This window comes from uncultured Victivallis sp., assembly GCA_944389935.1.
GTDB lineage: Bacteria > Verrucomicrobiota > Lentisphaeria > Victivallales > Victivallaceae > Victivallis.
On sequence record CALXOE010000001.1, the window covers coordinates 175,356 to 198,773 of the forward strand.

18 protein-coding genes are annotated in these 23,418 nt (G+C 57.9%); 6 read left to right on the forward strand and 12 right to left on the reverse strand.

All coding sequences use genetic code 11. The features are described from left to right. Nucleotides 1–3: 3 nt before the first annotated feature. The 3 genes from rlmN (at nucleotide 4) to Q0J85_RS00775 (ending at nucleotide 3,448) form a co-directional block, all read left to right on the forward strand. Nucleotides 4–1,074 carry a 23S rRNA (adenine(2503)-C(2))-methyltransferase RlmN gene (gene rlmN, locus Q0J85_RS00765; protein ID WP_294477323.1) on the forward strand — a complete coding sequence of 357 codons (1,071 nt, stop codon included), beginning with the start codon at nucleotides 4–6 and terminating at the stop codon, nucleotides 1,072–1,074. Next, nucleotides 1,071–2,057 (forward strand): NAD(P)-dependent oxidoreductase, encoded by a 987-nt coding sequence (locus Q0J85_RS00770; protein WP_294477325.1) that lies wholly within the window; start codon nucleotides 1,071–1,073, stop codon nucleotides 2,055–2,057. The genes rlmN and Q0J85_RS00770 overlap by 4 nt, the downstream gene beginning before the upstream one ends. 128 nt (nucleotides 2,058–2,185) lie before the next feature. Then, on the forward strand, nucleotides 2,186–3,448 hold the full coding sequence (locus Q0J85_RS00775) for an L-rhamnose isomerase (protein ID WP_294477328.1): 1,263 nt from the start codon (nucleotides 2,186–2,188) through the stop codon (nucleotides 3,446–3,448). Between the two features lie 12 nt (nucleotides 3,449–3,460). Here Q0J85_RS00775 and Q0J85_RS00780 read toward each other — a convergent pair whose 3' ends face one another. From Q0J85_RS00780 to guaB, 4 genes are all read right to left on the reverse strand, one after another. After that, nucleotides 3,461–4,741: an SEL1-like repeat protein gene (locus Q0J85_RS00780; RefSeq protein ID WP_294477330.1), complete on the reverse strand. Its 1,281-nt coding sequence runs from the start codon at nucleotides 4,739–4,741 to the stop codon at nucleotides 3,461–3,463. Between the two features lie 38 nt (nucleotides 4,742–4,779). Then, complete coding sequence (gene lpxD, locus Q0J85_RS00785; protein WP_294477333.1) at nucleotides 4,780–5,832, reverse strand: UDP-3-O-(3-hydroxymyristoyl)glucosamine N-acyltransferase; 1,053 nt, start codon at nucleotides 5,830–5,832, stop codon at nucleotides 4,780–4,782. A 98-nt stretch (nucleotides 5,833–5,930) separates the two neighbouring features. Further along, the gene (locus tag Q0J85_RS00790) at nucleotides 5,931–6,572 is read right to left on the reverse strand and encodes an OmpH family outer membrane protein (RefSeq protein ID WP_294477336.1); all 642 of its coding nucleotides are present in this window, start codon (nucleotides 6,570–6,572) and stop codon (nucleotides 5,931–5,933) included. 5 nt (nucleotides 6,573–6,577) lie between these two features. Further along, the gene (gene guaB / locus Q0J85_RS00795) at nucleotides 6,578–8,074 is read right to left on the reverse strand and encodes an IMP dehydrogenase (protein ID WP_294477337.1); all 1,497 of its coding nucleotides are present in this window, start codon (nucleotides 8,072–8,074) and stop codon (nucleotides 6,578–6,580) included. Between the two features lie 265 nt (nucleotides 8,075–8,339). Here guaB and metG point away from each other — a divergent pair, with 265 nt between their 5' ends. Together metG and Q0J85_RS00805 are read left to right on the forward strand one after the other, a co-directional pair. Continuing rightward, nucleotides 8,340–10,280, forward strand: a complete 1,941-nt coding sequence (gene metG / locus Q0J85_RS00800; protein WP_294477339.1) for a methionine--tRNA ligase — start codon at nucleotides 8,340–8,342, stop codon at nucleotides 10,278–10,280. A gap of 289 nt (nucleotides 10,281–10,569) precedes the next feature. Continuing rightward, on the forward strand, nucleotides 10,570–10,992 hold the full coding sequence (locus Q0J85_RS00805) for a GNAT family N-acetyltransferase (protein ID WP_294477341.1): 423 nt from the start codon (nucleotides 10,570–10,572) through the stop codon (nucleotides 10,990–10,992). 57 nt (nucleotides 10,993–11,049) lie between these two features. On the opposite strand, the gene Q0J85_RS00810 is transcribed toward Q0J85_RS00805, so the two are convergent. From Q0J85_RS00810 to Q0J85_RS00830, 5 genes are all read right to left on the reverse strand, one after another. After that, nucleotides 11,050–11,832, reverse strand: coding sequence for a hypothetical protein (locus tag Q0J85_RS00810; protein ID WP_294477343.1), 783 nt, complete (start codon nucleotides 11,830–11,832; stop codon nucleotides 11,050–11,052). A gap of 198 nt (nucleotides 11,833–12,030) precedes the next feature. Then, nucleotides 12,031–13,866 (reverse strand): phosphoenolpyruvate carboxykinase (GTP), encoded by a 1,836-nt coding sequence (locus tag Q0J85_RS00815; protein WP_367274568.1) that lies wholly within the window; start codon nucleotides 13,864–13,866, stop codon nucleotides 12,031–12,033. Nucleotides 13,867–14,020: 154 nt separating this feature from the next. Beyond that, the gene (locus tag Q0J85_RS00820) at nucleotides 14,021–14,719 is read right to left on the reverse strand and encodes a hypothetical protein (RefSeq protein WP_294477347.1); all 699 of its coding nucleotides are present in this window, start codon (nucleotides 14,717–14,719) and stop codon (nucleotides 14,021–14,023) included. 154 nt (nucleotides 14,720–14,873) lie between these two features. After that, a complete protein-coding gene (locus tag Q0J85_RS00825; RefSeq protein ID WP_294477348.1) occupies nucleotides 14,874–15,626 on the reverse strand; it encodes a hypothetical protein in 753 nt (250 codons plus the stop codon). A gap of 152 nt (nucleotides 15,627–15,778) precedes the next feature. Next, nucleotides 15,779–16,657 carry a polyphosphate kinase 2 family protein gene (locus Q0J85_RS00830; RefSeq protein WP_294477349.1) on the reverse strand — a complete coding sequence of 293 codons (879 nt, stop codon included), beginning with the start codon at nucleotides 16,655–16,657 and terminating at the stop codon, nucleotides 15,779–15,781. Nucleotides 16,658–16,822: 165 nt separating this feature from the next. Between Q0J85_RS00830 and Q0J85_RS00835 the strand changes: the two genes are divergently transcribed. Beyond that, nucleotides 16,823–17,737, forward strand: a complete 915-nt coding sequence (locus tag Q0J85_RS00835; RefSeq protein ID WP_294477351.1) for a DUF4886 domain-containing protein — start codon at nucleotides 16,823–16,825, stop codon at nucleotides 17,735–17,737. Between the two features lie 76 nt (nucleotides 17,738–17,813). Here Q0J85_RS00835 and Q0J85_RS00840 read toward each other — a convergent pair whose 3' ends face one another. From Q0J85_RS00840 to Q0J85_RS00850, 3 genes are all read right to left on the reverse strand, one after another. After that, nucleotides 17,814–21,143, reverse strand: a complete 3,330-nt coding sequence (locus tag Q0J85_RS00840; RefSeq protein ID WP_294477352.1) for a sugar-binding protein — start codon at nucleotides 21,141–21,143, stop codon at nucleotides 17,814–17,816. Nucleotides 21,144–21,325: 182 nt separating this feature from the next. Further along, nucleotides 21,326–22,261 (reverse strand): prepilin-type N-terminal cleavage/methylation domain-containing protein, encoded by a 936-nt coding sequence (locus Q0J85_RS00845; protein WP_294477355.1) that lies wholly within the window; start codon nucleotides 22,259–22,261, stop codon nucleotides 21,326–21,328. 1 nt (nucleotide 22,262) lies between these two features. After that, complete coding sequence (locus tag Q0J85_RS00850; protein ID WP_294477357.1) at nucleotides 22,263–23,312, reverse strand: GntR family transcriptional regulator; 1,050 nt, start codon at nucleotides 23,310–23,312, stop codon at nucleotides 22,263–22,265. Nucleotides 23,313–23,418: the final 106 nt, after the last annotated feature.

The following is a 23,418-nucleotide window of genomic DNA, read 5'->3' on the forward strand; positions in this document are numbered from 1 at the left end:
CCCTTGGCCTCCATTCCCCAGAAACCGTTTCTCGCCGGGTCGCTGCGCGAAGATCTCGCGGCCTGGTGCGTCAAAGAGTGCACCGCGAAATTCCGGGCAAACCAGATCGCCGAGTGGCTCTATCGCCACGATGTGCTCAATCCGATGGAGATGAAGAACCTGCCGCTGCCGCTGCGGGGCGCGCTCGCGGCGGATTTCCTCGCCCCGGGCAGTTCGATCGCGGAGAGCGCCCCGGCTCCTGACGGGACCGAAAAACTCCTGATCCGGCTTCACGACGGCGAAACCGTCGAAATGGTGCTGATCCCGGGCAGGGAAGAGCGGCTGACATTCTGCCTCTCCACCCAGGTCGGCTGCCCGGTCGGCTGTCTCTTCTGCGCGAGCGGCCGGGACGGTCTGATCCGCAACCTCGCCGCGGGCGAGATTCTCGAGGAGTTTCTGCTCGGCAGCAGCCGGGCGGGGCGTCGGCCGGACAGCATCGTTTTCATGGGCATCGGCGAGGGGCTGATGAACTTCCACGAACTCTCGAAAGCGCTGCACGTGCTGACCTCCCCCGACTACGTCGGCATGTCGCCGCGCCGGATCACGGTGTCGACCAGCGGATATGTGCCCGGCATTCTGAAACTCGCGGAACTCGGGAAAGAGTTCACGCTCGCAATCTCGCTGCATGCGCCGGATGACGAAACCCGGGCGCGCATCATCCCCGACAAAGTGCGTTATCCGATCGCCGAGATCATGGCCGCCGCCGACCGTTATCTCGAAACCGCCGGACGGATGGTTACGATCGAATACACGCTGCTCGCCGGAGTCAACGATTCACACGAAGCGGCCGTCAAGCTCGCCCGCCTCGCCAGAATTCACCATGCCAAAGTGAATCTGATTCCGTACAACGCGACCGGTTCGCGGTTTCAGCGGCCGGCCCGCGAAACGATCGAAGCCTTTGAAAAAACGATCTTCGACGCCGGCGCCCATGTCACGCTGCGCACCGAACGGGGCTCGGAAAGCTCCGCCGCCTGCGGCCAGCTGCGCCGGAGTGCGAAATATGGGAAACACAATTCGCAGGAAAACGGAAAATGAAAAAAATCGCGCTGCTCTCACTCGGACCGATCGCCGACCCCGCCGCCCGCGAAAGAATCGCCCGCTGGTGCGACATCACCGAAACGACCGATATTTCCGAAGAGGCGCTCTTCGGCCTGATCCCCGAATTCGAGGCGGTGATCGTACCGTTCACGGCGGAGCAGCTCGTCTCCCGCCGCGTGATCGACGCCGGGACAAAGCTGCGGCTCATCGCCTCGACCTACGGGGGGACCCGCCAGAATATCGAGGATCTTTACGCATTGGAAAAGGGAATCACGCTGATCCACACCGGCGCAACGCGCGCGCGGCCGATGGCGGAATACACGCTCGGACTGATTCTCTCCTCACTGCTGCGGATTCACAACTATCATCACGATATGGTCTCGGGCGAGGCGTGGCCCCGCTTCAAATACCCGCGCACGCGGATTCTCTCCGGGCGGACGGCCGCGGTGATCGGTTACGGCCGGATCGGCAGCGCGATCGCCGAACTGCTGAAAGGCTTCTGTCCCGATATCGCGGTGGTCTCGAACCATCTCTCCGCCGGGGAGGCCGCGGCCGCCGGACTCCGGAAGTGTACGCTCGCCGAAGCGTTTTCCGGGGCGGAAATCATCATTCTCGCGGGCGGCAGCACCGCCGAGACATTCCACATGATCGGCGCCGAACAGTTCGCTCTCATGCAGGACAACGCGCTCTTCGTGAACATCGCCCGGGGGAAGATGGTGGATGAAGCCGCTATGATCGAAGCCGTCAACACGAAAAACATCTTTCTCGCACTCGATGTGTTCGAGGAGGAGCCGCTCTCCGCGGAGAGTCCGCTGCGCCGAAACGACCGTGTGCTCCTGACGCCACACCGGGCCAACAACCCGATCGAATTCGAGGAGCGCTGGAACTGCCTCGCCGACGAGATCGGGAAATTCGCTGCCGGTGAACGGCCGGAATCCGCACTGACTCCGGAACGGGCAAAGGTCATGAGCGAATCGTGACCTCATCATCCGGACTCCGGTCATAAACAGATACAAATTCCGCGCTTCCATCCATTCCGTTCCGGGAAAACACAGGTTATCGTATAGAAGATACCACCAGCAACCCGAACCGGACAGGAGGAAACGTCATGGAACGCACAGAACAGAATTACCGTCTGGCCAGAGAGAGTTACGCCGAATACGGAGTCGATACCGAACAGGCGATACGCGAGCTCGCGGCAATTCCGCTCTCGATCCACGCCTGGCAGGGCGATGATGTGCAGGGATTCGAGGAGACCGGCCATGCGCTCACGGGCAGCTGCCTCGTCTCTGGGAATTACCCCGGCTGCGCCCGCAACTCCAGAGAGCTGCGCAGCGATCTCGATGCCGCGCTTGCCCTGATTCCGGGTCGGCACCGGGTCTGCCTGCAGGGGCATCAGATCGACCGCGTCGTTCCGGGAGTTGATCGCGACGCATTCACGATCGAACAGTTCTCCGGCTGGCTGGCGTGGGCGAAAGCGAAAGGTCTCGGACTCGACATCGCTCCGGCGTTCTACTCGCATCCGAAACTCGACCACGGATTGTCGCTCTCGCATCCGGATGCCGGAATCCGCCGCTTCTGGATCGATCACGCCCGGTCGATCCGCCGGATCGGCGCGGAATTCGGACGGGTTCTCGGCACACCCGCAGTCTGCAACGAATGGGTACCGGACGGCTTCAAGGACACGCCCGCCGACCGCCTTGCTCCGCGCGAGCGGCTGCGCGATTCCCTCGACGAGATCTTCGCCGACGAGCTACCCGACACGCAGCTGCTCGACGCGGTCGAGTCGAAACTCTTCGGCATCGGGGCGGAATCTTTCACGGTCGGGTCGCACGACTTCTATCTCTCCTACGCGACCCGGAAAAACAAACTGATCTGCCTCGACTCCGGCCATTTCCATCCGACCGAGTCGATCGGGGACAAACTCTCCGCGCTCACCGCAATGCAGCGTCCGCTCCTGCTGCATGTGAGTCGCGGGGTCCGCTGGGACAGCGACCACGTGCTCGTGCTGAACGACGAACTGCTCCTCATCGCACGCGAGACCGTCCGCTGCCGTGCCGCCGGGGCAGAAATCCACATCGGTCTCGACTATTTCGACGCGAGCATCAACCGCATCGCCGCCTGGGTCATCGGCGCCCGGAACATGCAGAAAGCCCTGCTCTGCGGACTGCTCGAACCGTTCGACCGCCTCGCGGAAAGCGAAGAGGAGTGGGATTTCACCGCGCGTCTCGCGCTCCAGGAGGAGTCGCGCTCCCTGCCCTGGGGCGCTGTCTGGGAGGAGTTCTGTCGCCGGCACGACGTTCCGGCCGACCGCGGTTTCCTGCCCGAGATCAGGAGTTATGAACGCGCGGTCTCGCTGCTGCGGAAGTGATTCCCCGCATTCTCAGTTGTTGTTGAGGAACACAAGCGCTTCCGCGTCTCCCGAGGCGGCCGCCGCTTCGAGGAGACGCGACCCCTCCTCCGTGTCCTTTTCGACGCCGTTCCCGGTCAGCAGGCAGATTCCGAGCTCCCGGACCGCATCGAGCTGTCCGGAGGCGGTGGCGGTTTTGAACCAGAACACCGCCCCGGCCGGATCAGGTTCCATGCCGATCCCCTTGAGATGGCAGCGGCCGAACGCATACTGCGCATCCGGATCGCCCGCTCTGGCGGCAATGCCGTAGAGTTCAGCCGCGCGGACCGGGTCCGCCGTCATCCCGAGCCCGAGCTCGGCACAGCGGCCGAGACGGACCGCCGCAGGAAGATAGCCGGACTCATACGATCTGCGATACAACGCCAGCGCTTCAGGAAGAGAACTCTCGACATGGTCTCCATTCAAATAATAATCGCCGAGCCGCAGCAGCGCACGGGGATCGGCCGCCGCAGCAGCCTCTTTCACCAGCGCAAACGCCCGGTCCGGATCGCACTTGATCCCCTGCCCATACTCGCAGGCCGCGGCGAGATACACTTTTGCCTCGCTGCTCCCGAGCCCGGCGGCGCGTTCCCAGCACTCCACCGCTTTCGCCTGGTCGCCCGAGCCGCCGATCGCGTCCCGGTAGCAGACCGCCAGCAGCAGCAGCGACTCGACGTCGCCAGTCTCCGCCGCCATCTGAAGCAGCTTTCTCGCCTCTTTGCCGCTCGTTTCGCGGTCGGCGCGATCCGCAAGTACGAGCTTCCCGAACTCCCGCGCGGCCGGCAGATACCCGGTCTGCGCCAGCTCACGCAACATGCGGAACGCGGCAACACGATCCGCGGAAATCCCTTTGAGCACCTCTTTTTCGAGATGTTCGTCCGGCACGCCCGCCGCCAGCAGCAATCCGAGGCGCAGCTTCGCCTCCGGAATCCCCGCTTTCGCCGCCTGGTCGAACCACTCGAATGCGCGAATGAGACTCGACCGATCGACACCCCACCCCTTTTCGTAACAGACTCCAAGATTGTAGGCTCCTTCGCCGCTCCCCTGTTCGGCCGCCTTGCGGTACCAGTAGACTGCAAGTACAGGGTTGCGCGGCCGCGTCTCCGTCCCGAAGAAAAACTCCGAGGCGAGCTTGAGCTGGGAATCGACCTCTCCCGCCAGCGCCTCCTGCCGCAACGGATCGCTCTGCCGCGGCTCCTCTTCCGCCGTCCCCGGGAGCGCCAGACAGAAAAACAGCGGAACGAATGCCGCAAGCCAATGTGACTGCTTTGCCATCGTTCCGCCGTTTCCGCCGTTCACCGGAAAAATCCGGCTTATTTTTCGCTGCTCTTCTTGAGCGCCTCGACCTCGGCTTTCAGCGCCTCAAACTTCTTCTGCAGTTTCTCGAAGCGGCTCGGGAGCGTATGCCGCGCCATGAATTCGCGCTGCGACTCGGCCGGAGTTCCGAGCGCAATGGCGCCCGCGGGCAGACTCTTGACCACACCGCTCGTGCCGGCGACCTGCACGCCGTCGCCGATCGTGATGTGCCCGTTGATTCCGGCTTTTGCACCGAGAACGACACCGCGCCCGAGCTCGGCACTGCCGGCGATTCCGCACTGCGCAACGAGAATCGAACTCTCGCCGATCACCACGTTGTGCGCGATCATGACCTGGTCGTCGACTTTCACGTTGCTCTTGATCCAGGTACGGCCGAAACGCGCACGGTCAACCGTCGTATTCGCCCCGAGTTCCACGTCATCATCGATCTGAACCACACCGGTCTGCGGCACTTTCACAAGCCCCTGCGGGCCGGGCACAAATCCGAACCCGTCCGCCCCGATCACCACGCCTGGATGCAGAATGCACTTGCGGCCGACCGTGCAGCGGTACATGACCGTCACATTCGGGTAGAGAATCGTCCCCGCCCCGATCCGGACCCGGTGTCCGAGATAGCAGCCCGCGCCGATCACCGCGCCGTCCCCGATCTCAACGCCCGGCTCGATCACCGCATTCGCCCCGATGCTGACCCCCTGTCCGAGCTTCACGTCGGAAGCGACCACCGCCGAGGGATGCACGCCCGGCTCAAACGCCGGCGGCTCCTCCGCAAAAAGCGCCACCACTTTCGCAAACGCATAATCGACATGCTCGGTCACGATCAGCGTGTATTTGTCATTCGCCGCGGAGGCGAGGTCGGGACAGACCAGAATCACTCCGGCCCCGGTCGTCTCGAGCTGATGCTCGTACCGCTTGTTGCCGATGAAAGAGAGCTGATCCTCTTTCGCCTCCCGAATTCCGGCCACACTTTTGACGACACGGTCGGGATTCCCGACGATCGTCCCCTTGACCATTTCGGCGATTTCCCCGGCGGTGAGCGTAATCTGCTTCATAATGCCTCCCCTGTTTCTCTCTTTTCCCTGCGGGACATTGAAAATGTTACTGCAAAAAATTGATTGCGCACGCACTCCGGTGCGCGACTTCCCGAATTTTAAGGTTTTCCGGCAGTCGGAGCGGCTTCGCGTTTTTCTCCGGCCGCGTTTTCTTTCGCCTCTCCCGCAACGCTTTTCGAGCGGTTCAGCTCCCGAATCACCACTTCGGTCAGATCGCACGAAGCCGGAAACCGCAACACCATCGGCTGCTCATTCAGCGTCTTGCCGGAGGAGTCGAAAATGAAATTGAATCCCTCAGCGGCGGCCCGGCGGTCGATCTCTTTGTAGATATCGGCCATGATCTCTTCCCGTTTCTTCTGCTCCATCTCCCGCATGATCCGGGTACGCTCGGCGGCGTAAAGCTGAAGCTCCGCCTCCCGGGCGGCGACTTCGCGCGCTTTCACAACCGCCTCCGCGCCGAGTTTCGTGCGCTCCGCTTCGGCAAGAGCGGGATTCTGCGCATCTTTCTGAAGCTGCTCGGACTCCCGCTTGAGCTGAATGAGCTGGCTGTTCTGTTTGACGAGATAATTGCGGTATACTTCGGCCTGCTGCTTGATGGCATCCTCGGCGATCCGGCTCTTGTAATACTCCCGGAACACTTTTTCGAGATTCACCACCGCGAACCGCTGCGTCTCAGCCCCGGCCGACACGACCGAAACGAGCGCGAACAAAACCAGCAGTTTCCCGAATATCCGCTTCATGTGACTCAGTTCCCCGAATAATTCGGCGCATCCTTGATCATCGTCACATCGTGCGGATGCGCCTCGCGCAGCCCCGCCGCCGTGACCCGGACCATCTTCGCCTTGCGCTGGAACTCCGGAACCGTGCGCGCCCCGCAGTAGCCGAACGAATAACGCAGCCCGCCGACGAACTGAATAATCACATTCGCCACCGGCCCGCGGAACGGAACCATCCCCTCGATCCCCTGCGGCACGAGCTTCGCGTCGTCATCGACGTCGTCCTGCCCGTAGCGCTCGCGGCTGCCCTTGCCGGTCTTCATCGCCGCAAGACTGCCCATGCCGCGATAGATCACATAACTGCGGCCCTGATGCAGCGTCACTTCGCCGGTGCTCTCGCTCGTACCCGCCAGGGCCGAACCCATCATCACGCATGAGGCGCCGACCGCGATCGCCTTGGCCACGTCGCCGGACTGCTTGATTCCGCCGTCCGCAATGACCGGAATGTCCGACGGCACCGCTTTCGCCACCTCGTAGACCGCCGTCACCTGCGGCACACCGACGCCCGCGACCACGCGCGTCGTGCAGATGGAGCCGGGCCCGATGCCGACCTTGATGCCGTCGGCACCCGCGTCGGCCAGCGCCTTGCCCCCCTCCGCCGTCGCGACATTCCCCGCAACGACGTCGACCCGGTCGCCATACATCTTCTTGAGTTCCCGCACCGACTCGATCACACCTTTCGAGTGGCCATGCGCGGTGTCGAGCACAAGCACGTCGACGCCCGCATTCACCAGCGCCTCAACACGCTCGAAGTCATAGGGACCGATGCCGGCGGCGGCACGGAGCTGATGATGATCATCGCGGTTGTAGTCCGGCTCCTCTTTCGAGATCAGCGTCTTCACGTCGAGGAAGCTGTAAAGCCCGGTGAGTTTCCCGTCCTTGTCGACCATCGGCAGCTTGCCGACTTTCTTCTCGAGCATGATCCGGTAGGCCTCCTGCATGGAGATGCCGTCTTTCGCAATGACCGGGGTCTTCGTCATCACGTCGCCGATCCGGATGCTGTAATCCGTAAGGAACTTGATGTCGCGCGCGGTGATGATCCCGACGAGTTTCCCGTCGTTGTCGACGATCGGGAAACCGGAGAACGAATATTTCTTCGCCCGCTTCTCGTTCATCATCTCCTCAATGGTCTGATCCGCGTGGAAGACCACGGGCGTGCGGATGATGCCGTTCAGATAGTACTTGACCTTGCGAACTTCATCAGCCTGTTGCTCGATCGAAAGATTCTTGTGAATCACGCCAATGCCGCCGAGACGGGCCATCGCGATCGCCATCGCACTCTCGGTCACCGTATCCATCGCGGCGCTGACGAACGGGATGTTCAGTTTCACATTCCGCGAGAAGCGGGTGCTGACGTCCGCATCGTGCGGGAGAAAGTCCGCGTACTGCGTCACCAGCGAGATGTCGTCGAAAGTCAGTCCTTCATACTCAAATGCGGCCATGAATTTGTCAATGTAGCGTTCCATAACTATGTGCTCTCCAATCGGGGGTCTGGAAGATTTGATATAATGTTACTGTGTAATATACATCTTTCCTCCCCCGCTTGCAAGGAGTTTTTTCCGTTTTTTTCGATGGAAACCACGTTTATTCTGTTGCGTTTGATGCGAAATTGCAGTATATTGTAGAGTAATGATTTGTGCCCGCAGTTGCGGCCCCGCCGCGCCAGGCGCTTTTTTTATTGGATGGCCCCGCCCGGCGTGCGGCCATGTTTCGAGAAGGAGCTTCCGACTGATGAATACCAACAACTTTTACGTTACCACCCCGATCTATTACGTCAACGACAAGCCGCACATCGGCCACGCCTACACGACAGTGCTGGCCGACGTGCTCGCGCGCTATCACCGTTCACTCGGCGATGCGACCTTTTTTCTGACCGGCACCGACGAACACGGCCAGAAAGTCGAAAAAGCCGCCGCCGCCCGGCACATGGATCCCAAAGCCCACTGCGACGAAACCGTGCAGAGATTTCAGTCGCTCTGGAAACGGCTCGGCATCACGAACGACCGCTATATCCGCACCACCGATGAATATCACAAGGAGGTGGTTCGCAAGATCCTCCAGAATCTCTACGACCGCGGCGAAATCTACAAGGCCGAATATACGGGCTGGTACTGCGTCGGCGACGAACGATTCTTCACGGAAAAAGACCTCGTCGACGGCAAATGCCCCGAATGCGGACGCGAAGTCTCCTCAATCGTTGAATCGAATTACTTCTTCCGCATGAGCAAATACCGCGAGTGGCTCATCGATTACATCGAAACCCACCCCGGCTTCATTCAGCCCGCGTTCCGCGCGAACGAGACGCTCGGCTTCCTGCGCAAGGGGCTCGGCGACCTCTGCATCAGCCGCCCGAAAGCCCGGCTCTCGTGGGGGATCGAACTGCCGTTCGATCCGGATTACGTCTGCTACGTCTGGTTTGACGCGCTCATCAACTACATCTCCGGCGTCGGCTACCTCCAGGACGAGGCGATGTTCGAGAAGTGGTGGCCGGCGAACTATCACCTGATCGGCAAAGACATCCTGACCACCCACAGCGTCTACTGGCCGACCATGCTCAAGGCGATCGGCCTGCCTCTGCCGAAGACGATCTTCGCACACGGCTGGTGGCTGACCGGCAACACGAAAATGTCGAAATCACTCGGCAACGTCATCAACCCGATGGATATGGCCGACCGCTGCGGCGTCGATGCGTTCCGCTACTTCCTGATGGCGGAGATGTCTCCGGGCAACGACGCGAACTTTACGGAAGAGGGATTCGTCACGCGCTACAACAGCGATCTGGCCAACGATCTCGGCAATCTGCTCAGCCGCGTCCTCAAGATGACGCTGCGCAACGCGAACGGCACAATCCCGACCCCGGGCGCGCTGACCGCCGACGAGGAGGAGTTCAAACGTGAAATCGCCAACGCGATCGATACGATGGAGAGCAGCCTCGCCGCGCTGAAGTTCGATCAGGGACTCGCCGCCGTCATGAACGCGGTCCGTGCCGGTAACCGTTACCTCGAAAAGACCGCCCCGTGGACTCTCGCCAAAAAAGGCGACACCGAACGGCTCAACACCGTGCTTTTCACTGCGGCGGATGCCCTGCGCCAATTCTCGGTTCTGCTCTATCCGGTCATGCCGGAGAAGATGGCCGAGCTGCGCAAGGCGCTCGGATACACAGGCGATGAGCTCAACGACGCGAAGATCGCCGATCTGAGAACCCGCCCCTGCGACCTGGCCGGACGGCATGTGCAGGACACCGCCGGACTCTTCCCGCGCATCGACGTGACTCCGAAAGAGGAAACGCCCGCGCCCGCTCCGAAACCGGCGGAAAAGAAGAAAAAGGCCGCTCCCGTCAACGTATTCGCTCCGATCGGGATCGAAGAGTTTGCGAAAGTCGAGCTCCGCACGGCGAAAATCCTCGCGGCGGAAAAGGTCGAGGGAGCGGACAAGCTGCTGAAACTTCAGCTTGACGTCAACGGGGAAAAACGGCAGATCGTCTCCGGCATCGCCCAGTGGTACACGCCGGAAACGCTGATCGGCAAAACCATCGTGATCGTCGCCAACCTGAAACCCGCCGTCATCCGCGGCGTCGAATCGAACGGCATGCTGCTCGCGGCAAAATCCGGCCGGGAGCTCAAGCTCGTCACGATCGACGGCGAACTCGCCAGCGGCGCACAGGTCGGCTGATCCCCACAGCCGCTGATCGGGAGAAAGCATGTCGTACCGGGACGGATTGACCGCGCTCATGTTGACGTTTCCGCCGGTAATTCTCCGCACCGGATGCTCTGCCCCGCTCGATCGTCGCGGGCAGGACAGGCGGACCACGGAATCGGCTCTGTGCATCCCGGACGTGTTGTCACCAGCCGGGAGTCTCGTCTGCGGGCAGTTTTCCGCTTCCCCTCGGCACTCCAACCACCGCTCGCTCTGCCGCAGCAATCCTGGCGAGAGCCCTGCATACTCTTAGAAAGGAACCATCATGCAGATCGAATACCGCATTCTGGAACGCATTACGCCGGATGATCTCACGGCGATGGAGCAACTCTACCGGGAGACCGGCTGGATCGGGCCGGACGATTCCGCCGAATTCATCGCCGCCGGCATGGCGAACTCCGCCGTCGCGGTCGGAGCGTACGTCGACGGCAGACTCGTCGGTATGGGGCGGGCGCTCTCGGACAACGTCTCGGACGCCTACATTCAGGACATCGCGGTTTCTCCGGAATTCCGGCGGCACGGCATCGGCGGCGGCATCGTAAAAGCCATCATCGCCGCGCTTCGCGGCCGCGGGGTCGACTGGATCGCCCTCGTCGGCGAACCCGGTACCGAATCGTTCTACCGCAATCTCGGATTTGAATCGAAACCGGAATTCACGTTCTGGAAACTCCCTCCGCAAATTTCATAAAAAACCGTCCCGGCGCATCTATCGGATAACGTCGGGACGATTTCTTTCAATCCACTCTCACTTTCCCGGAGGCGGAACCGCATCGACTCGATGATGCCCGCCCGGAGGCTGCGGCGCGCCGGACGGACGCGACATCCCGTCAGGCGCGCCAGGACCGCCGCGGCGCACAGGGCGGATCGACTCGGCCTCGACAAGCGCTTTTAACACTTCCGGATTGCACTTTACAGCGGAAAATTCGCCGGCAAGTTTCGCGAACGTCTCGTTCCGCTTCAGAAGATTCTCATATTCGAGCATCTTCAATTCTGCTTCCGCCAATGCGATCTTGCTTTGCGTATATGCTTTCAGATCAATGCCGCCGCTCTTGTATGCCTCCTCGTCGCACTGCTTGAGCAATTCGCAAAATTTCAGATTCACAAGCGCTTCGGCCGCTCCCGCCGAAGAGCGCGACTCCCCCTCCATTCGCATCAACGCGAGGCGGGCAAGGGCCAAATCCCTTTCGCCGACATAAACATCCCGTATGGAAATCCCGCCGGCCCGGTATCCCTCCTCCGCCAACTTCGCTTCCTGTTCGCGGAGCGAGACGATTTCCCGGAATTTCGCGAGATACGCTTCGGAACGACGCGGCGCACGATTGCGCCCGAATCCTCCGAACCGCCCGCCGCCCGGACCGCCCGGACCGCCCGAACCGCCGCCGAAACGAGAACCTCCAGGAGACGGCATAGCCGCGATCGCCGGCTTTTCAAAGAGAAAGTGGTCGTACACGGAAAATCCGAGTGCGATGATGGCGGCCAACAAAGCAACCGCGACGGCATTTTTCCGGCAGAATTCAGAAAATTTCATTTGCGACTCCTTATATTTTCCGGCGGACAGACCCGCCCGCCAGAGACTCCGCACAACAAATTAACGAAACCAGACTCCACTTTATTCTGCCGGGATTCACCGAAAACAAAAAAACGGGCCGGAAACAAAATTCCGGTCCGCTTTATCGAAACTTCGTTCCGGGAGCCGTGGCGGCACCCCGGATCTACGTCATTCGGCTCAGCCGAGACGCGCTTCGAGCTCCTCAAGCTGCTTCGAGAGTTCTTCGGGGAGATGTCCCTCGAACTTCTTGTAGTGCTCTTTGATCATCGCGAGTTCTTTCTTCCAGCCCTCGACGTCGACTTTCAGGAGCTCTTCCATGTCAGCCTTGGAAACCTGACCCTCAAGCCCCTTGAGATCGATCGCATCGACGGTCGGCATAATGCCGATGGCAGTATCCTTGCACTCGCCCTTGTTGTCGCAACGGTCGAAGACCCACGCCAGAACGCGGCTGTTGTCGCCGAAGCCCGGCCACATGAACTTGCCTTCCGGGCTCTTCCGGAACCAGTTCACGCAGAAAATCTTCGGCAGGTTGCCCTGCGCAGCGCCCTTCTTGCCGATGTCAAGCCAGTGCTTGAAGTAATCACCCATGTTGTAGCCGCAGAACGGCAGCATCGCGAACGGGTCGCGGCGGACAGTACCGGCTTTCACATCGAGAGCGGCAGCGGTCACTTCCGAACCGACCGTCGAACCGATGAAAACACCGTGCTCCCAGCTCTTGGCCTGGTAGACCAGCGGCAGCGTCGAAGGACGACGACCACCGAAGAGGAACGCCGCGATCGGAACACCGGCAGGATCTTCCCACTCGTCCGCGATCACCGGGCAGTTGCAGGCACGCGCCGTGAAACGGGCGTTCGGGTGCGCAGCCTTGACCGGCTTGCCGTCGGCATCCACCTGGCCCGGCTTCCAATCCTGGCCCTTCCAGTCGATCAGGTGATCCGGCGCATCGTAGCCGATTCCCTCCCACCAGACATCGCCGTCATCGGTCAGAGCGACGTTCGTGAAGATCGTATCTTTCGCGCAGGAGAGCATCGCGTTCTTGTTGGACTGCATCGAGGTGCCCGGCGCAACGCCGAAGAAACCGGCTTCCGGGTTGATCGCGCGGAGGTTGCCGTCCTTGTCGAACTTCATCCAGGCGATATCGTCACCGACGGTCTCGACTTTCCAGCCCGGAATCGTCGGGATCAGCATCGCGAGGTTGGTCTTGCCGCAGGCCGACGGGAATGCGCCGGTAACGTATTTGACTTCGCCTTTCGGATTCGTCAGCTTCAGGATCAGCATGTGCTCGGCCATCCAGCCCTCGTCACGCGCCTGGACGCTCGCGATACGAAGCGCAAGGCACTTCTTGCCGAGCAGCGCATTGCCGCCGTAACCGGAACCGAACGACCAGATCTCGCGGGTCTCCGGGAAGTGGGCGATGTACTTCTTATCCATCGGCGCGCACGGCCAGATGCCGTTGTCCGACTCACCCTCGGCGAGCGGCTTGCCGACCGAGTGGACGCACGGAACGAACTCGCCGTTCTCACCGAGAACTTCAAGAACTTTCGTGCCGACGCGGGTCATCACTTCCATGTTGATCACAACGTAGGCCGAGTCCGTGAGCTCGACGCCGATCTTCGCAATGTTCGATCCGACCGGGCCCATCGAGAACGGAATGACGTAGAGGGTACGACCTTTCATGCAGCCGTCATAAAGGCCGAGCATGGTTTTCTTGAGTTCTTTCGGGTCGATCCAGTTGTTGGTCGGGCCGGCCGCATCCTTCGTCTCGGACGCGATGAAAGTACGCGCCTCAACACGCGCCACATCGGACGGATCGGAACGGAACAGCAGGCTGTTCGGCCGCTTCTCGGGGTTCAGGCGGATCGCGAGACCCGACTCGACCAGCTCGTTGCAGAGACGGTCATACTCTTCACGGGAGCCGTCGCACCAGTAAACCGCATCCGGCTTACAGATCTCGACCCATTCATTCACCCATTTGACCAGTTTTTCGTTCCTGGTCGGGATCGCATTCAGCATCTTGGCCATGATTTTGCATCCTCCAGATTGTTGTTTGGGGTTCTCGTCTTTGGATAATCTCCAAAATATACACTCAGAATGGATACGTTTCAAGGAGAGTTTACAGCTTTTTAGGGGAAATCGACTCCGGACCGGCCCGGATGCTCCCGCCGGACTATTCGGCAAAAAGTGACTGATATTGATCGAGATTCTCTTTCGTCACCAGCAAATAACGGATTTTAAACGCCTCGCCGCGCTCTTTCGGCGCCGGGACATCGTAACGGGCCTGGGGATTGGAAAAAACCACCCCGATCACCCTGCCGCTCCGGATCAGATCCATCAGACCCGGAATCGGTCCGGACGGCAGTCCCAGCAGCAGCAGTTTCGGAGCATTTTCATTCTGAAGAAGCCGCAACGAATTCAGCTCCATCGGCAGACCGATCGTCGAAATTACTACCGCAGCATCCGGATAACGCTCCACGACGGAATCGAAATCCTCCGCCGTCATCGACATGTAAAGCGGCATCGGCATCTCGGAACGTTCCTGCGACAGTTGAATCGTGTCGAGCATGATATCGCTGCTGCCGTACCCCTCGATCATGGCGTAGGCAAGCTGCTTGATGTTCTCATTCCGGCGAAAATCCGGATCAACCAGCAGCAGCAGCTGACGGTCCGGCTCCTGCGACTTCAGAAAAACCCCGGCCTCATATCCCTGGGACGCATAGAAAGCCATCTCGTTTTCCAACAGGTTCGCCGTCCCGCCGCCGAACTGGCGATGCCAGAACAGCGCTCCGCCGGAAAACACCAGAATCGCAAATGACACCGACGCCGTCGCAAACAGGAACGCCAGCAGAGTTTTAAAGAATTTCTCCATCCAACCGCCCGTATTTCAACCACAACACCCCGCGCCAGAGGAAACACTCCTCCGCCGCCCCGACTTGAATCTCACAAGATAAAAACACCACCTGATAGTGTGTGCTTCACGCTATCCGGTGGTGTCTTATCCGCTTTAGTGGGAACAGATGAACTCAGTTCGTGAAATTCGCCTTGTACTGTTCCGCATTGTCTTTCGTGACGAGAACATAACGGATATCGAACGCTTCCATCGGATCCGACGGGGCCTTGACATCATACTTGGCCTCCGGATTCGAGATGATCAGTCCGACAATCGCGCCGCTCTGAATGGCCGGCATGATCCCGGGAACCGGACCGGAGGGCAGTCCCATCAGGAACAGCGCCGGACGCTTGTCGGGAGACTGCTTCATGAACTTCAGATTGTTCGCATCCTGCGGCAGGCCGACCGTCGTGACGATCACACCCACATCGGGATGCTTCTCAACCATGGCATCGAAGTCCTTGGCTTTCATCATCATATAGAGCGGCATCGGAGCATCGGCCTGATTGCCCGGCAGAGAAACCGTATCGACCACAACCTCGCCGCCGTATCCTTCACGCAGAGCATCAGCAAGCAGCTTCACGTTGTCGTTCTTCTCAAAACCGGGATCTGCAACCAGAAGAATCTTCTTCCCGGGCAGCGCGGTTTTCAGGAAATCGCCCGTCTTGGTTCCCTGCGACGCATAGAATTTCAGCTCGTTCGCAAGGAGACTGTCACGTCCGCCGAAAATACCCATTTCACGGAGAAGAAGCCCCGCACAGATTACGACAACAACAAACAGGACGAACGCCACCGGCTGAACCGCCGGATTCGTCTTCTGCTTCTTGCTGCAGACAATCATGCCGATCAGAGCCAGAATCATCGCCGCGATATATACATATTGCATACTCTTTTCCCCTTTGTTTGAGTTCTACAAGGTGACTGCCTATCTACTGCTCTCTTCTGTTAAGCTATCGTCACTTTCTGAAAAAAGCAAATTATTTTAACGGTTTTTTTGTCTTTTTTACAATATTTTTCCTGAAAAAACGTTGCAGCGGCTTATTTTTCTCTTTTTTCGGGGGGGCCGTCCGGGCCGAATCCCTCCTTCTCCCACTCCTTCGCTTTGGCAAATTCCGCTTTCACCGCCTCAAGATCGACTGAAACCGGCGGAAGTTCCAGCTTCATCTCCCGAAGCGTTTCAAGCAGAATGTGGGACACCGCGTAGTTCCGGAAATATTTCTTATCCGCCGGAATGATATACCACGGCGCACGCCTGGTCGAACAACGCTCGAACACCTCCTCGAACGCTTTCCGGTATTCCGGCCAGAGCCGACGTTCGGCATAATCAGCGCTGCTGATCTTCCACTGCCGTTCGGGTTCTTCCAGGCGATCCCCGAACCGCTTGAGCTGCTCTTCCGGACTGATGTGCAGAAAGAATTTCACGATCACCGTACCGCTTTTCACGAGCAGTTTCTCAAAATCGTTGATGAGTTCATAGCGTTCGCTCCAGACCGATTCCGGCACGAGGTTGCGCACCCGCTGAATCAGCACATCCTCATAATGGGAGCGGTTGAAGATCACAATCTCCCCTTTCTTCGGCGCAACCATGTGCACCCGCCAGAGAAAATCATGCGCCAGCTCCTGCGAACTCGGCGTCTTGAACGCCTGAACCCGGCATCCCTGCGGATTCAAAGGAGCGAGCACGTGGTTGATGACCCCATCTTTTCCCGCGGCGTCCATCCCCTGCAGCACGATCAGAAGCGACCGCTTTCCCTCCGAGTAGAGTTTGTACTGAAGTTCCGCAAGTTCGGCGCTGTTGGCCGCAATTTCCCGGAGAGTCTCCTCGTTTTTTTCGATGCCGTACGTTTTGTCCGGATCGATCTCTTTGAGTTTGATTTTCTCCCCGGGCTTGACCTGAAACTCTTTCCGGAAATCCATGATGATGATCCTCCGTTGCCGTTCTAGTTCCCGTTCTCCCTCTCCCGTAATATATAGGAAGATTTCCTGATTGCAAATCGCTTCCCGCCACAGTTGAATCATTATCATTTGAAATCTGTCCATTTCTGTAATATGTTATGAGAACCAACCATGTGGAGGATTCATATGAATGGAAAACTGACGCTTTCAATTCTCGCCGCCACGGCTCTCACGTTCGGTGTCGCGGCAAAAGAGGTCAAACTGCTGACCATCGGCAACAGTTTCGCAGACAGCGCATTCCGCTACCTGCCGAAAGTTGCGGAGTCGGCCGGCGACAAGATCATCATGGACCGGGCCAATATCGGCGGATGCCCGCTCGACAAGCACTGGAATCTCGTTGTGAAATCCGAGAAAGATCCGAACTTCAAGCCCTATTACAAAAAATTCACCCTGAAAGATAAGCTGCAGGCCGACCAGTGGGACTTCGTGACCATCCAGCAGGCCAGCCACCTCTCCTGGAAACCGGAGAGCTATCAGCCCTACGCGAAAAATCTTCAGGAGTACGTGAAGAAATACGCCCCGAACGCCGAACTCGTCATGCAGCAGACCTGGGCATACCGGTTCGACGACAACCGCTACCGCGGCTGGAAAATCGATCAGAAAACCATGTTTGAAGATCTCGTCAAGGCTTATGACAAGGCCGCGAAAGAACTCGGAGTCCGCCTGATCCCGACCGGAGAGGCCGTGCAGCTCGCCCGTGAAACCCAGGCAGTCAAGTACGTCCCCTATGACACCGAAGCCGTGAAAAAGCTGAAATATCCCGACAAACTCCCCTCGGAAGCCGGCTCTTTCGCTGTCGGCATGTACTGGTGGAAGCAGAAAGACAGGAAAACCGGAGAAATCCGCTGGGTCCGCCGCAACGATCCCGCTCATCTGAACCGCCGCGGCGAATACCTCCAGGCCTGCCTCTGGTACGCATTCTTCTTCGACAAGCCGACCTCCGAAATCAAATTCGTTCCGGAGGGAATCACCCCCGAAGACGCGGCTTTCCTGCGCGACGTCGCCCAGAAAGCACTCGACGCCCGCAAAGCAGAAAAATAATTTTCTGCGCATCGAAAAAAGGGGCTGTTGCAAAACCTCACAAGGTATGCGACAGCCCCTTTCCCGCCATTTGAAATCACTTCAGAATCAGAAGATTGAACGCATCGGGACCCTTGCTCTCGGCAATGCCGGTTCCCCAGGAAAGAAATCCGTCACGCCCCGTCCCGGAATTGCTGTTGACCAGCAATGTAAATCCGATTTTTGAGCCGGGAGACAAATTAAGCCGAAATTCTTTCGCATCAAAATCGACAATGTACAAATAATAACTGTCTTCCAGGCGGATGAACGTGAGTTTCGACACTTTCGCCAGTCCGGCAGGATTCCCTTTATGCCCGTAGATTGTCCCCTGTTTTCCGGTTTGGGCCACAGTGACTTCATTCCAGTTTCTCGAGGGACGGCCGTCTTTACCGCGCTGCTGAAACGCAATCTGCAGCGAGTCGCCGTTCCATGCGCGCTCCGCAGAATAGGGCTGATGGAACGATCGATCTTTCACCAGAACCTGGATCTGGAGCTTCTCAGCATCGTAAAACGCCCGGAACCGTGCGGAGATATTCGGCTCCGTCTCTCCCCCCTGCCAGCTCTTCCAGTTTGAATTCTCGCTGAAATCGGTCCAGTCATCAGCAGAGAGCAGTGTCGCGAGTTTGAACTCATCCCGCCCGGAATCGTTCGGCAGTTGCGGTGTTACTTTCTCGAGCATCTCCCACGGGCGCACCGAAAATGCCAGCGGAAGTGCTTTGCCGTTCCCGTCAGTTACCCGGATCAGACGAAACTTCCCCGGATCGACTTCCGGATCCATGGCAACCCGGAACACAATCGTCTCCCTCCCGGCTGGTGGCAGTGACAACTCTTCAGGCACATCCTGCAAAATCGTAACTCCGGCGGGCACGACGAGAACCGGCCGAACAATCTGCGTTTCATCGGAACAGTTCTGGAGCTCCACATCAAACCGGGTATCGCGGAAGTTCCGCACATTGTAGCCAAACGCATTGAACGTCATGTCTGAAACATCCAGTTTTGCGCGAAATACAACCGGAGCGACTTTACGGGGACCTGCATGAGCCGCAAAATCACGTGCAAGGTTGAGATATTTCATCGCCGGCGTATCCCGCTCAATTCTGCCGTGCAGCTCCCGCATCGGCAGTTTCACATAGGCGATCTGGCCATATGCCTTGAACGTCCCTGATTTTCTGCCGAGCGGCCGGCCGTCGATCGCAAACACGTCGCCGCCGACTCCCGCCGGAAGCGTGAATTTTCCATCCGGCTGCCAGAGGAAGATCAGTGCATCATCCCCGCGCCGAAATATCCGTGCCCGTTTCGTTTTCGCACCTCTGAGGTCGCCGACATATTCCGTCCCCGCAAAGAAATGCGCTGCAAACGCATAAGAGGCCATCGAGCGCATCGGGGTGCAATTCGCATCCATCATCCCGAAGTTTTTCGCTCCCTCCGGATAAAATTTATATTCAAAGGCGAAATAGCGTTCTGCGCCCAGCGCTTTCAATTCCAGAGCTTTACCGACAATTCCAGCTGCAGAGATCACATCTTCCTGCAGCACAGCACGCTCGCCGCTCGAGCTTTTCCACGGGATACCGCACTCGGTGATCCAGATCGGAATTCCAGCCCGAGGATGACGCAGCGCAAGTTCGCGTTCGCGCAATTCGGCCAATGTGGGTTCCATCGCCTCAATCCCGGCATAAGAGTGATAACTCATCACATCGCAGGTGTCGAGCAGCCCATTGGCGATATAGGCATCCTGAAATGCCGTACCGGGCCATGGATAGGCAAAGACGCCGCCGATGATCCGCGTGTCGAGTCCGGCCTGCCGGGCAGCGAATGATACAGCTTTCGTAAAGCTTGAAACCCCTTCTGCCGGACGATATGAGCCGAATCCGAGATCAGGTTCGTTCCAGACCTCCAGAGCCTTGAGCGTGTCACGATAATGGCGGATGATCTCGACCCAGCTCTCCCCGGCCTTTTTCAAGTGATTCGGGAAAGGATTCGGTCCATACTTCCCGGGATCAAGATTTTCTTTGCTCCAGGCAGGGGCATCATGAAAAGTATCAAGCGTCAGAATTCCCTCTTCCGTCGCGATTTTCCGATACAGAGCGAAGTTGCCGCGATAGAGGAATTCCCCCTCGTCAGGCTGGATATTGCTCCAGCTCAATCGATCCCGATTCCAGAGAATACCATTCTTTTTAAGGATGCGGCAGTAGGAGCGGATCACTCCCTCATCCAGCAGGGGATGTCCCCAGCTGAAAGATGAGTCCACAGCAAAAAACTCATCCGGCTTCTCCGCCGTCACATCGCACTGGAACACCCCGAACCGAAAGGCAAGCGCCGGAATCACATACTCCAGCAAACCGGCATAACCGCGCATCGCCGGTAACTTCAAACGGTTCTGTTCCGGATCGTATTCCGCAGTATTGCCGGAAAAGATCACCCGTCCAGTGTAATCCCGGACAAAGAAACGACGAACCGCTTCCAGGGGGACATCTGGTTTGCCGGAAAGCTGAAGTTCCACCGGAGAAGAATCTGAAGTGGTGCGGAACAGTTTCTCCGGAGAAACCGGCGTAAACCGGACCTGCCGGGCAACTCGATAATCCGGAGTGTGAATTTCAATGTTTGAAAACTCGACAACCCCTTTTTTCTCCACCAGCCAGTGGTGAAACGAAAAGGCGAATCCGCGAATCGGCAAACGCAAAACCCCGTCATTGCGTCCGCCCCAATGATGTTCCGGCGAGCCCGTGACCGGAAGCGTAACTTTTTGGATCTCGTCCGGATTTCCGGAAAGGGTGATGTAGTGCTGATGGGTCTGACCATCCGAATCCCTCAACCGCAGATCAATCCCTTTGGACGCTGTTTTTACAGTAAACGAGATGGCAGAAAGGTCCAGCGGTTTTTGAAAATAGTGCCAGAGCGCGACATAATTTCCCCCTTTTGAAAAATCACCGTGGAGTCGGATCGAGTTCATCCCGACAATCTCCAGGGAACCGGTCGCGCCCGGGAACTCCGGACCGTTGGAAAAACTCCATGCACGAGGTTCTTTTCCGGGAATCAGTGATATGGAATAACCCTGTGGCGGCGGCGGCTCCGGTCTCAGAAATTCGATTCCTCTGATTTCAAGATGTGCTTTCTGCGTGTTTGGATAGTCGCCCCGGTGCGTGACGATGCTGACCCTGCGGACCGGCGGACGAAATACACCGTCGTTATGCCCTCCCCAGTGATGCTCGGGCGAACCGGCCACCCGAACCGAACTCACTTCCCAGGATCCATCTCCTTTGAGCGGCAGAAAGTGTTGATGCGTCTGTCCATCCGAATCCGTGAACCGAACCGCAATCCGGTTGGCTTTTCCACGGGTCGAAAACGTAATCAGCACCAGATCTTCGGGCTTCACGATTCTCTGGTACATTGCAACATAGCTGCCTCCTCCAGAGAAATCACCCTCCAACAGATATGTTCCATCATGTGTCGAGAGTTTCCCGGTGGCGCCTTTGAACTCAGCCCCATTGGAAAATTGCCAGCTTCCCGCACCGAACAAAACAGACCAACTGCTGATTATCCCGAACAACACGGCCAGATTTTTCCAACACATTATTGATCACCCCGCCATGATTGTGGATTTTCCGCAAATTTCCATCCGGGCCAGTCGAGTTCTGTCGTAAAAGCATAAAAGTTGTTAAACGGTTTCGCTTCTACATGACCATCAAACAACATGACATTCACCATGTTGCCGTGTCTGGCATAGGGATGCCCCTGTCCACCGCCTGATTTGTGGGCGGAAATCATCGGATAAGAACTGCCCTCCGGATTACTCTGCCCGTTGCTTTCGACCGAGTCCATCATAAAGAAAAGCTGCGACGGATATTTAATTCGGGACGCTTTGTTGGTTTTTCCGCAATTCCGGCCCAGCCCGAGCGAACCCTCGTAAAGATTATAATTGACATGTTCATTATATCCGAAACTGGAACGAAATGCCGCAGACCAGTCTTTCGGATTCCGCACATTGGTCGTCACCGGACAACCAAACAACTGTTTGGTCGTGGTGAAATAACCGGTATCGTACAGCAGAAAATGCCAGTGCATATAGTTGTAACTCTGGTTAAGATCAGTCGATCTTGGCTTATATAAGACCTTGATTGGAAGAATAAAATCATCGGCATCCTGGCTGTACATATTTGTGCACAATCCAATCTGTTTGAGCGCACTCACACAACTGGCCTGCTTGGCTTTTGCACGCGCCTGATTCAACGCCGGCAGCAGCATCGAAGCCAGGATCGCGATAATCGCAATCACCACGAGGAGCTCTATGAGCGTAAATGCCGCTTTTTTCGTTACCAGGTCGTGGGTGGCAGGGGGCGTGTCCGCCGCCCCCCGAACTCCTCTCTCGAATACGGAACGGCAATCCGGCGGGGCTTGTATCGTTGACATATTTTTTACCATTAGAAGTTCAATCAATGCGAAATATTTTTCTCCGCAACTCTTTCGTGCCGCCGAGATGTCTGAAAAAAACTTTCCGGAAACAAACATTTCAGAACTCCTTTCCGCTGTTTTTCTGTTTCAGCAACTGGATCAATGGCTCAGGTTCAATCAAGGAGACGGGGGCGCCGTCGGAATGTTTCAGCAATTCGATCGCCCTCTGCAGAACGACTTCCGCCGAGTAGGCGAAGTATTGCGTATTCGGATAACGTCCGGCATCGGTGGGATAGTTGCAGTGCGCGGCGAGCAGCACGTCCCGGCCCGGTTCAAGTCCGAGTTCGAGCAGCGTTTCCACCACCAGCGGCATGAAATTTTCGTTCAGTACCGCGAGTGCGTCCGGACGCCGTTCCTCCGGCAGACTGAACAACAATTTCAACAGATTCTTTTTCAGTTGCGGCCGCCCCTGAATGTGATCGAATCCCAGTACCCATTCCGGGTGAGATCCGAGCAGCTTCTGCATCCGGATGATCCGCTCGGAAGAGGTGTTCTGATGAATCAGCGCCGCAGCCCGGTGACGCCCGTTCCGGTGAAAATACTCCAGGCACTGCGCAAGCAGCGACTCGGAATCGAACTCCAGAGACGGATATCGATGGTAGGAGTCGCTGCTCTGGCGCGAAATCACCACGCAAGGGCAGGGAGAGAGCGCTTTCTGAATCTCCAGCGACGGAACAAACGTCACGAAAATGATCCCCGCAAGCAGATGGTTCTGCGCATCCTCAATCAGTCGGCGCCAGCCGGAGTCGGTGTTGTCGGAATAATAGAAATGCAGGTGCATTCCGGGTGTGCGGGCAGCAAGCTCTCCCCCGACATTCCGCAATGCGGAGAAAAAGGTATCGACCACCCCGATCTGACCCGGTTCCTCCGGAAAAACCAGCGCATAACTGCAAAGATGAGGCGGATATTCTGAAACCACAGTGCCCTTGATCCCGCGTGATTCCAGAAACCCCTCCTGAATCAACTGATTGATGCATTTCTGAAACGTCGCAACGCTCGACCCGTATTCGGCCAGCAGAGCGTGCCGCAGCGGCAGCGCCGCGCCGGGAGGAAACTCCCCGTCGGTGATTCGCTTTCTCAACGTTTTCAGGATTTCCGGCTGTCTCATTTTTACCTCCATGTTTTTAATTATAGTGCATTTTTTTTAAATATCAATAGAAAAAACTAAAAAATTCTGTTTTTTGCCAGAAAAAAATCTCCGATTGCGGTTTTCC

Coding starts and splice junctions, on each gene's coding strand:
- Q0J85_RS00770 (WP_294477325.1), top strand. CDS start 1,071: ATGAAAAAAATCGCGCTGCTCTCACTCGGACCGATCGCCGACCCCGCC.
- Q0J85_RS00775 (WP_294477328.1), top strand. CDS start 2,186: ATGGAACGCACAGAACAGAATTACCGTCTGGCCAGAGAGAGTTACGCC.
- Q0J85_RS00780 (WP_294477330.1), bottom strand. CDS start 4,741: ATGGCAAAGCAGTCACATTGGCTTGCGGCATTCGTTCCGCTGTTTTTC.
- lpxD (WP_294477333.1), bottom strand. CDS start 5,832: ATGAAGCAGATTACGCTCACCGCCGGGGAAATCGCCGAAATGGTCAAG.
- Q0J85_RS00790 (WP_294477336.1), bottom strand. CDS start 6,572: ATGAAGCGGATATTCGGGAAACTGCTGGTTTTGTTCGCGCTCGTTTCG.
- guaB (WP_294477337.1), bottom strand. CDS start 8,074: ATGGAACGCTACATTGACAAATTCATGGCCGCATTTGAGTATGAAGGA.
- metG (WP_294477339.1), top strand. CDS start 8,340: ATGAATACCAACAACTTTTACGTTACCACCCCGATCTATTACGTCAAC.
- Q0J85_RS00805 (WP_294477341.1), top strand. CDS start 10,570: ATGCAGATCGAATACCGCATTCTGGAACGCATTACGCCGGATGATCTC.
- Q0J85_RS00810 (WP_294477343.1), bottom strand. CDS start 11,832: ATGAAATTTTCTGAATTCTGCCGGAAAAATGCCGTCGCGGTTGCTTTG.
- Q0J85_RS00815 (WP_367274568.1), bottom strand. CDS start 13,866: ATGCTGAATGCGATCCCGACCAGGAACGAAAAACTGGTCAAATGGGTG.
- Q0J85_RS00820 (WP_294477347.1), bottom strand. CDS start 14,719: ATGGAGAAATTCTTTAAAACTCTGCTGGCGTTCCTGTTTGCGACGGCG.
- Q0J85_RS00825 (WP_294477348.1), bottom strand. CDS start 15,626: ATGCAATATGTATATATCGCGGCGATGATTCTGGCTCTGATCGGCATG.
- Q0J85_RS00830 (WP_294477349.1), bottom strand. CDS start 16,657: ATGGATTTCCGGAAAGAGTTTCAGGTCAAGCCCGGGGAGAAAATCAAA.
- Q0J85_RS00835 (WP_294477351.1), top strand. CDS start 16,823: ATGAATGGAAAACTGACGCTTTCAATTCTCGCCGCCACGGCTCTCACG.
- Q0J85_RS00840 (WP_294477352.1), bottom strand. CDS start 21,143: ATGTACCAGAGAATCGTGAAGCCCGAAGATCTGGTGCTGATTACGTTT.
- Q0J85_RS00845 (WP_294477355.1), bottom strand. CDS start 22,261: ATGTTTGTTTCCGGAAAGTTTTTTTCAGACATCTCGGCGGCACGAAAG.
- Q0J85_RS00850 (WP_294477357.1), bottom strand. CDS start 23,312: ATGAGACAGCCGGAAATCCTGAAAACGTTGAGAAAGCGAATCACCGAC.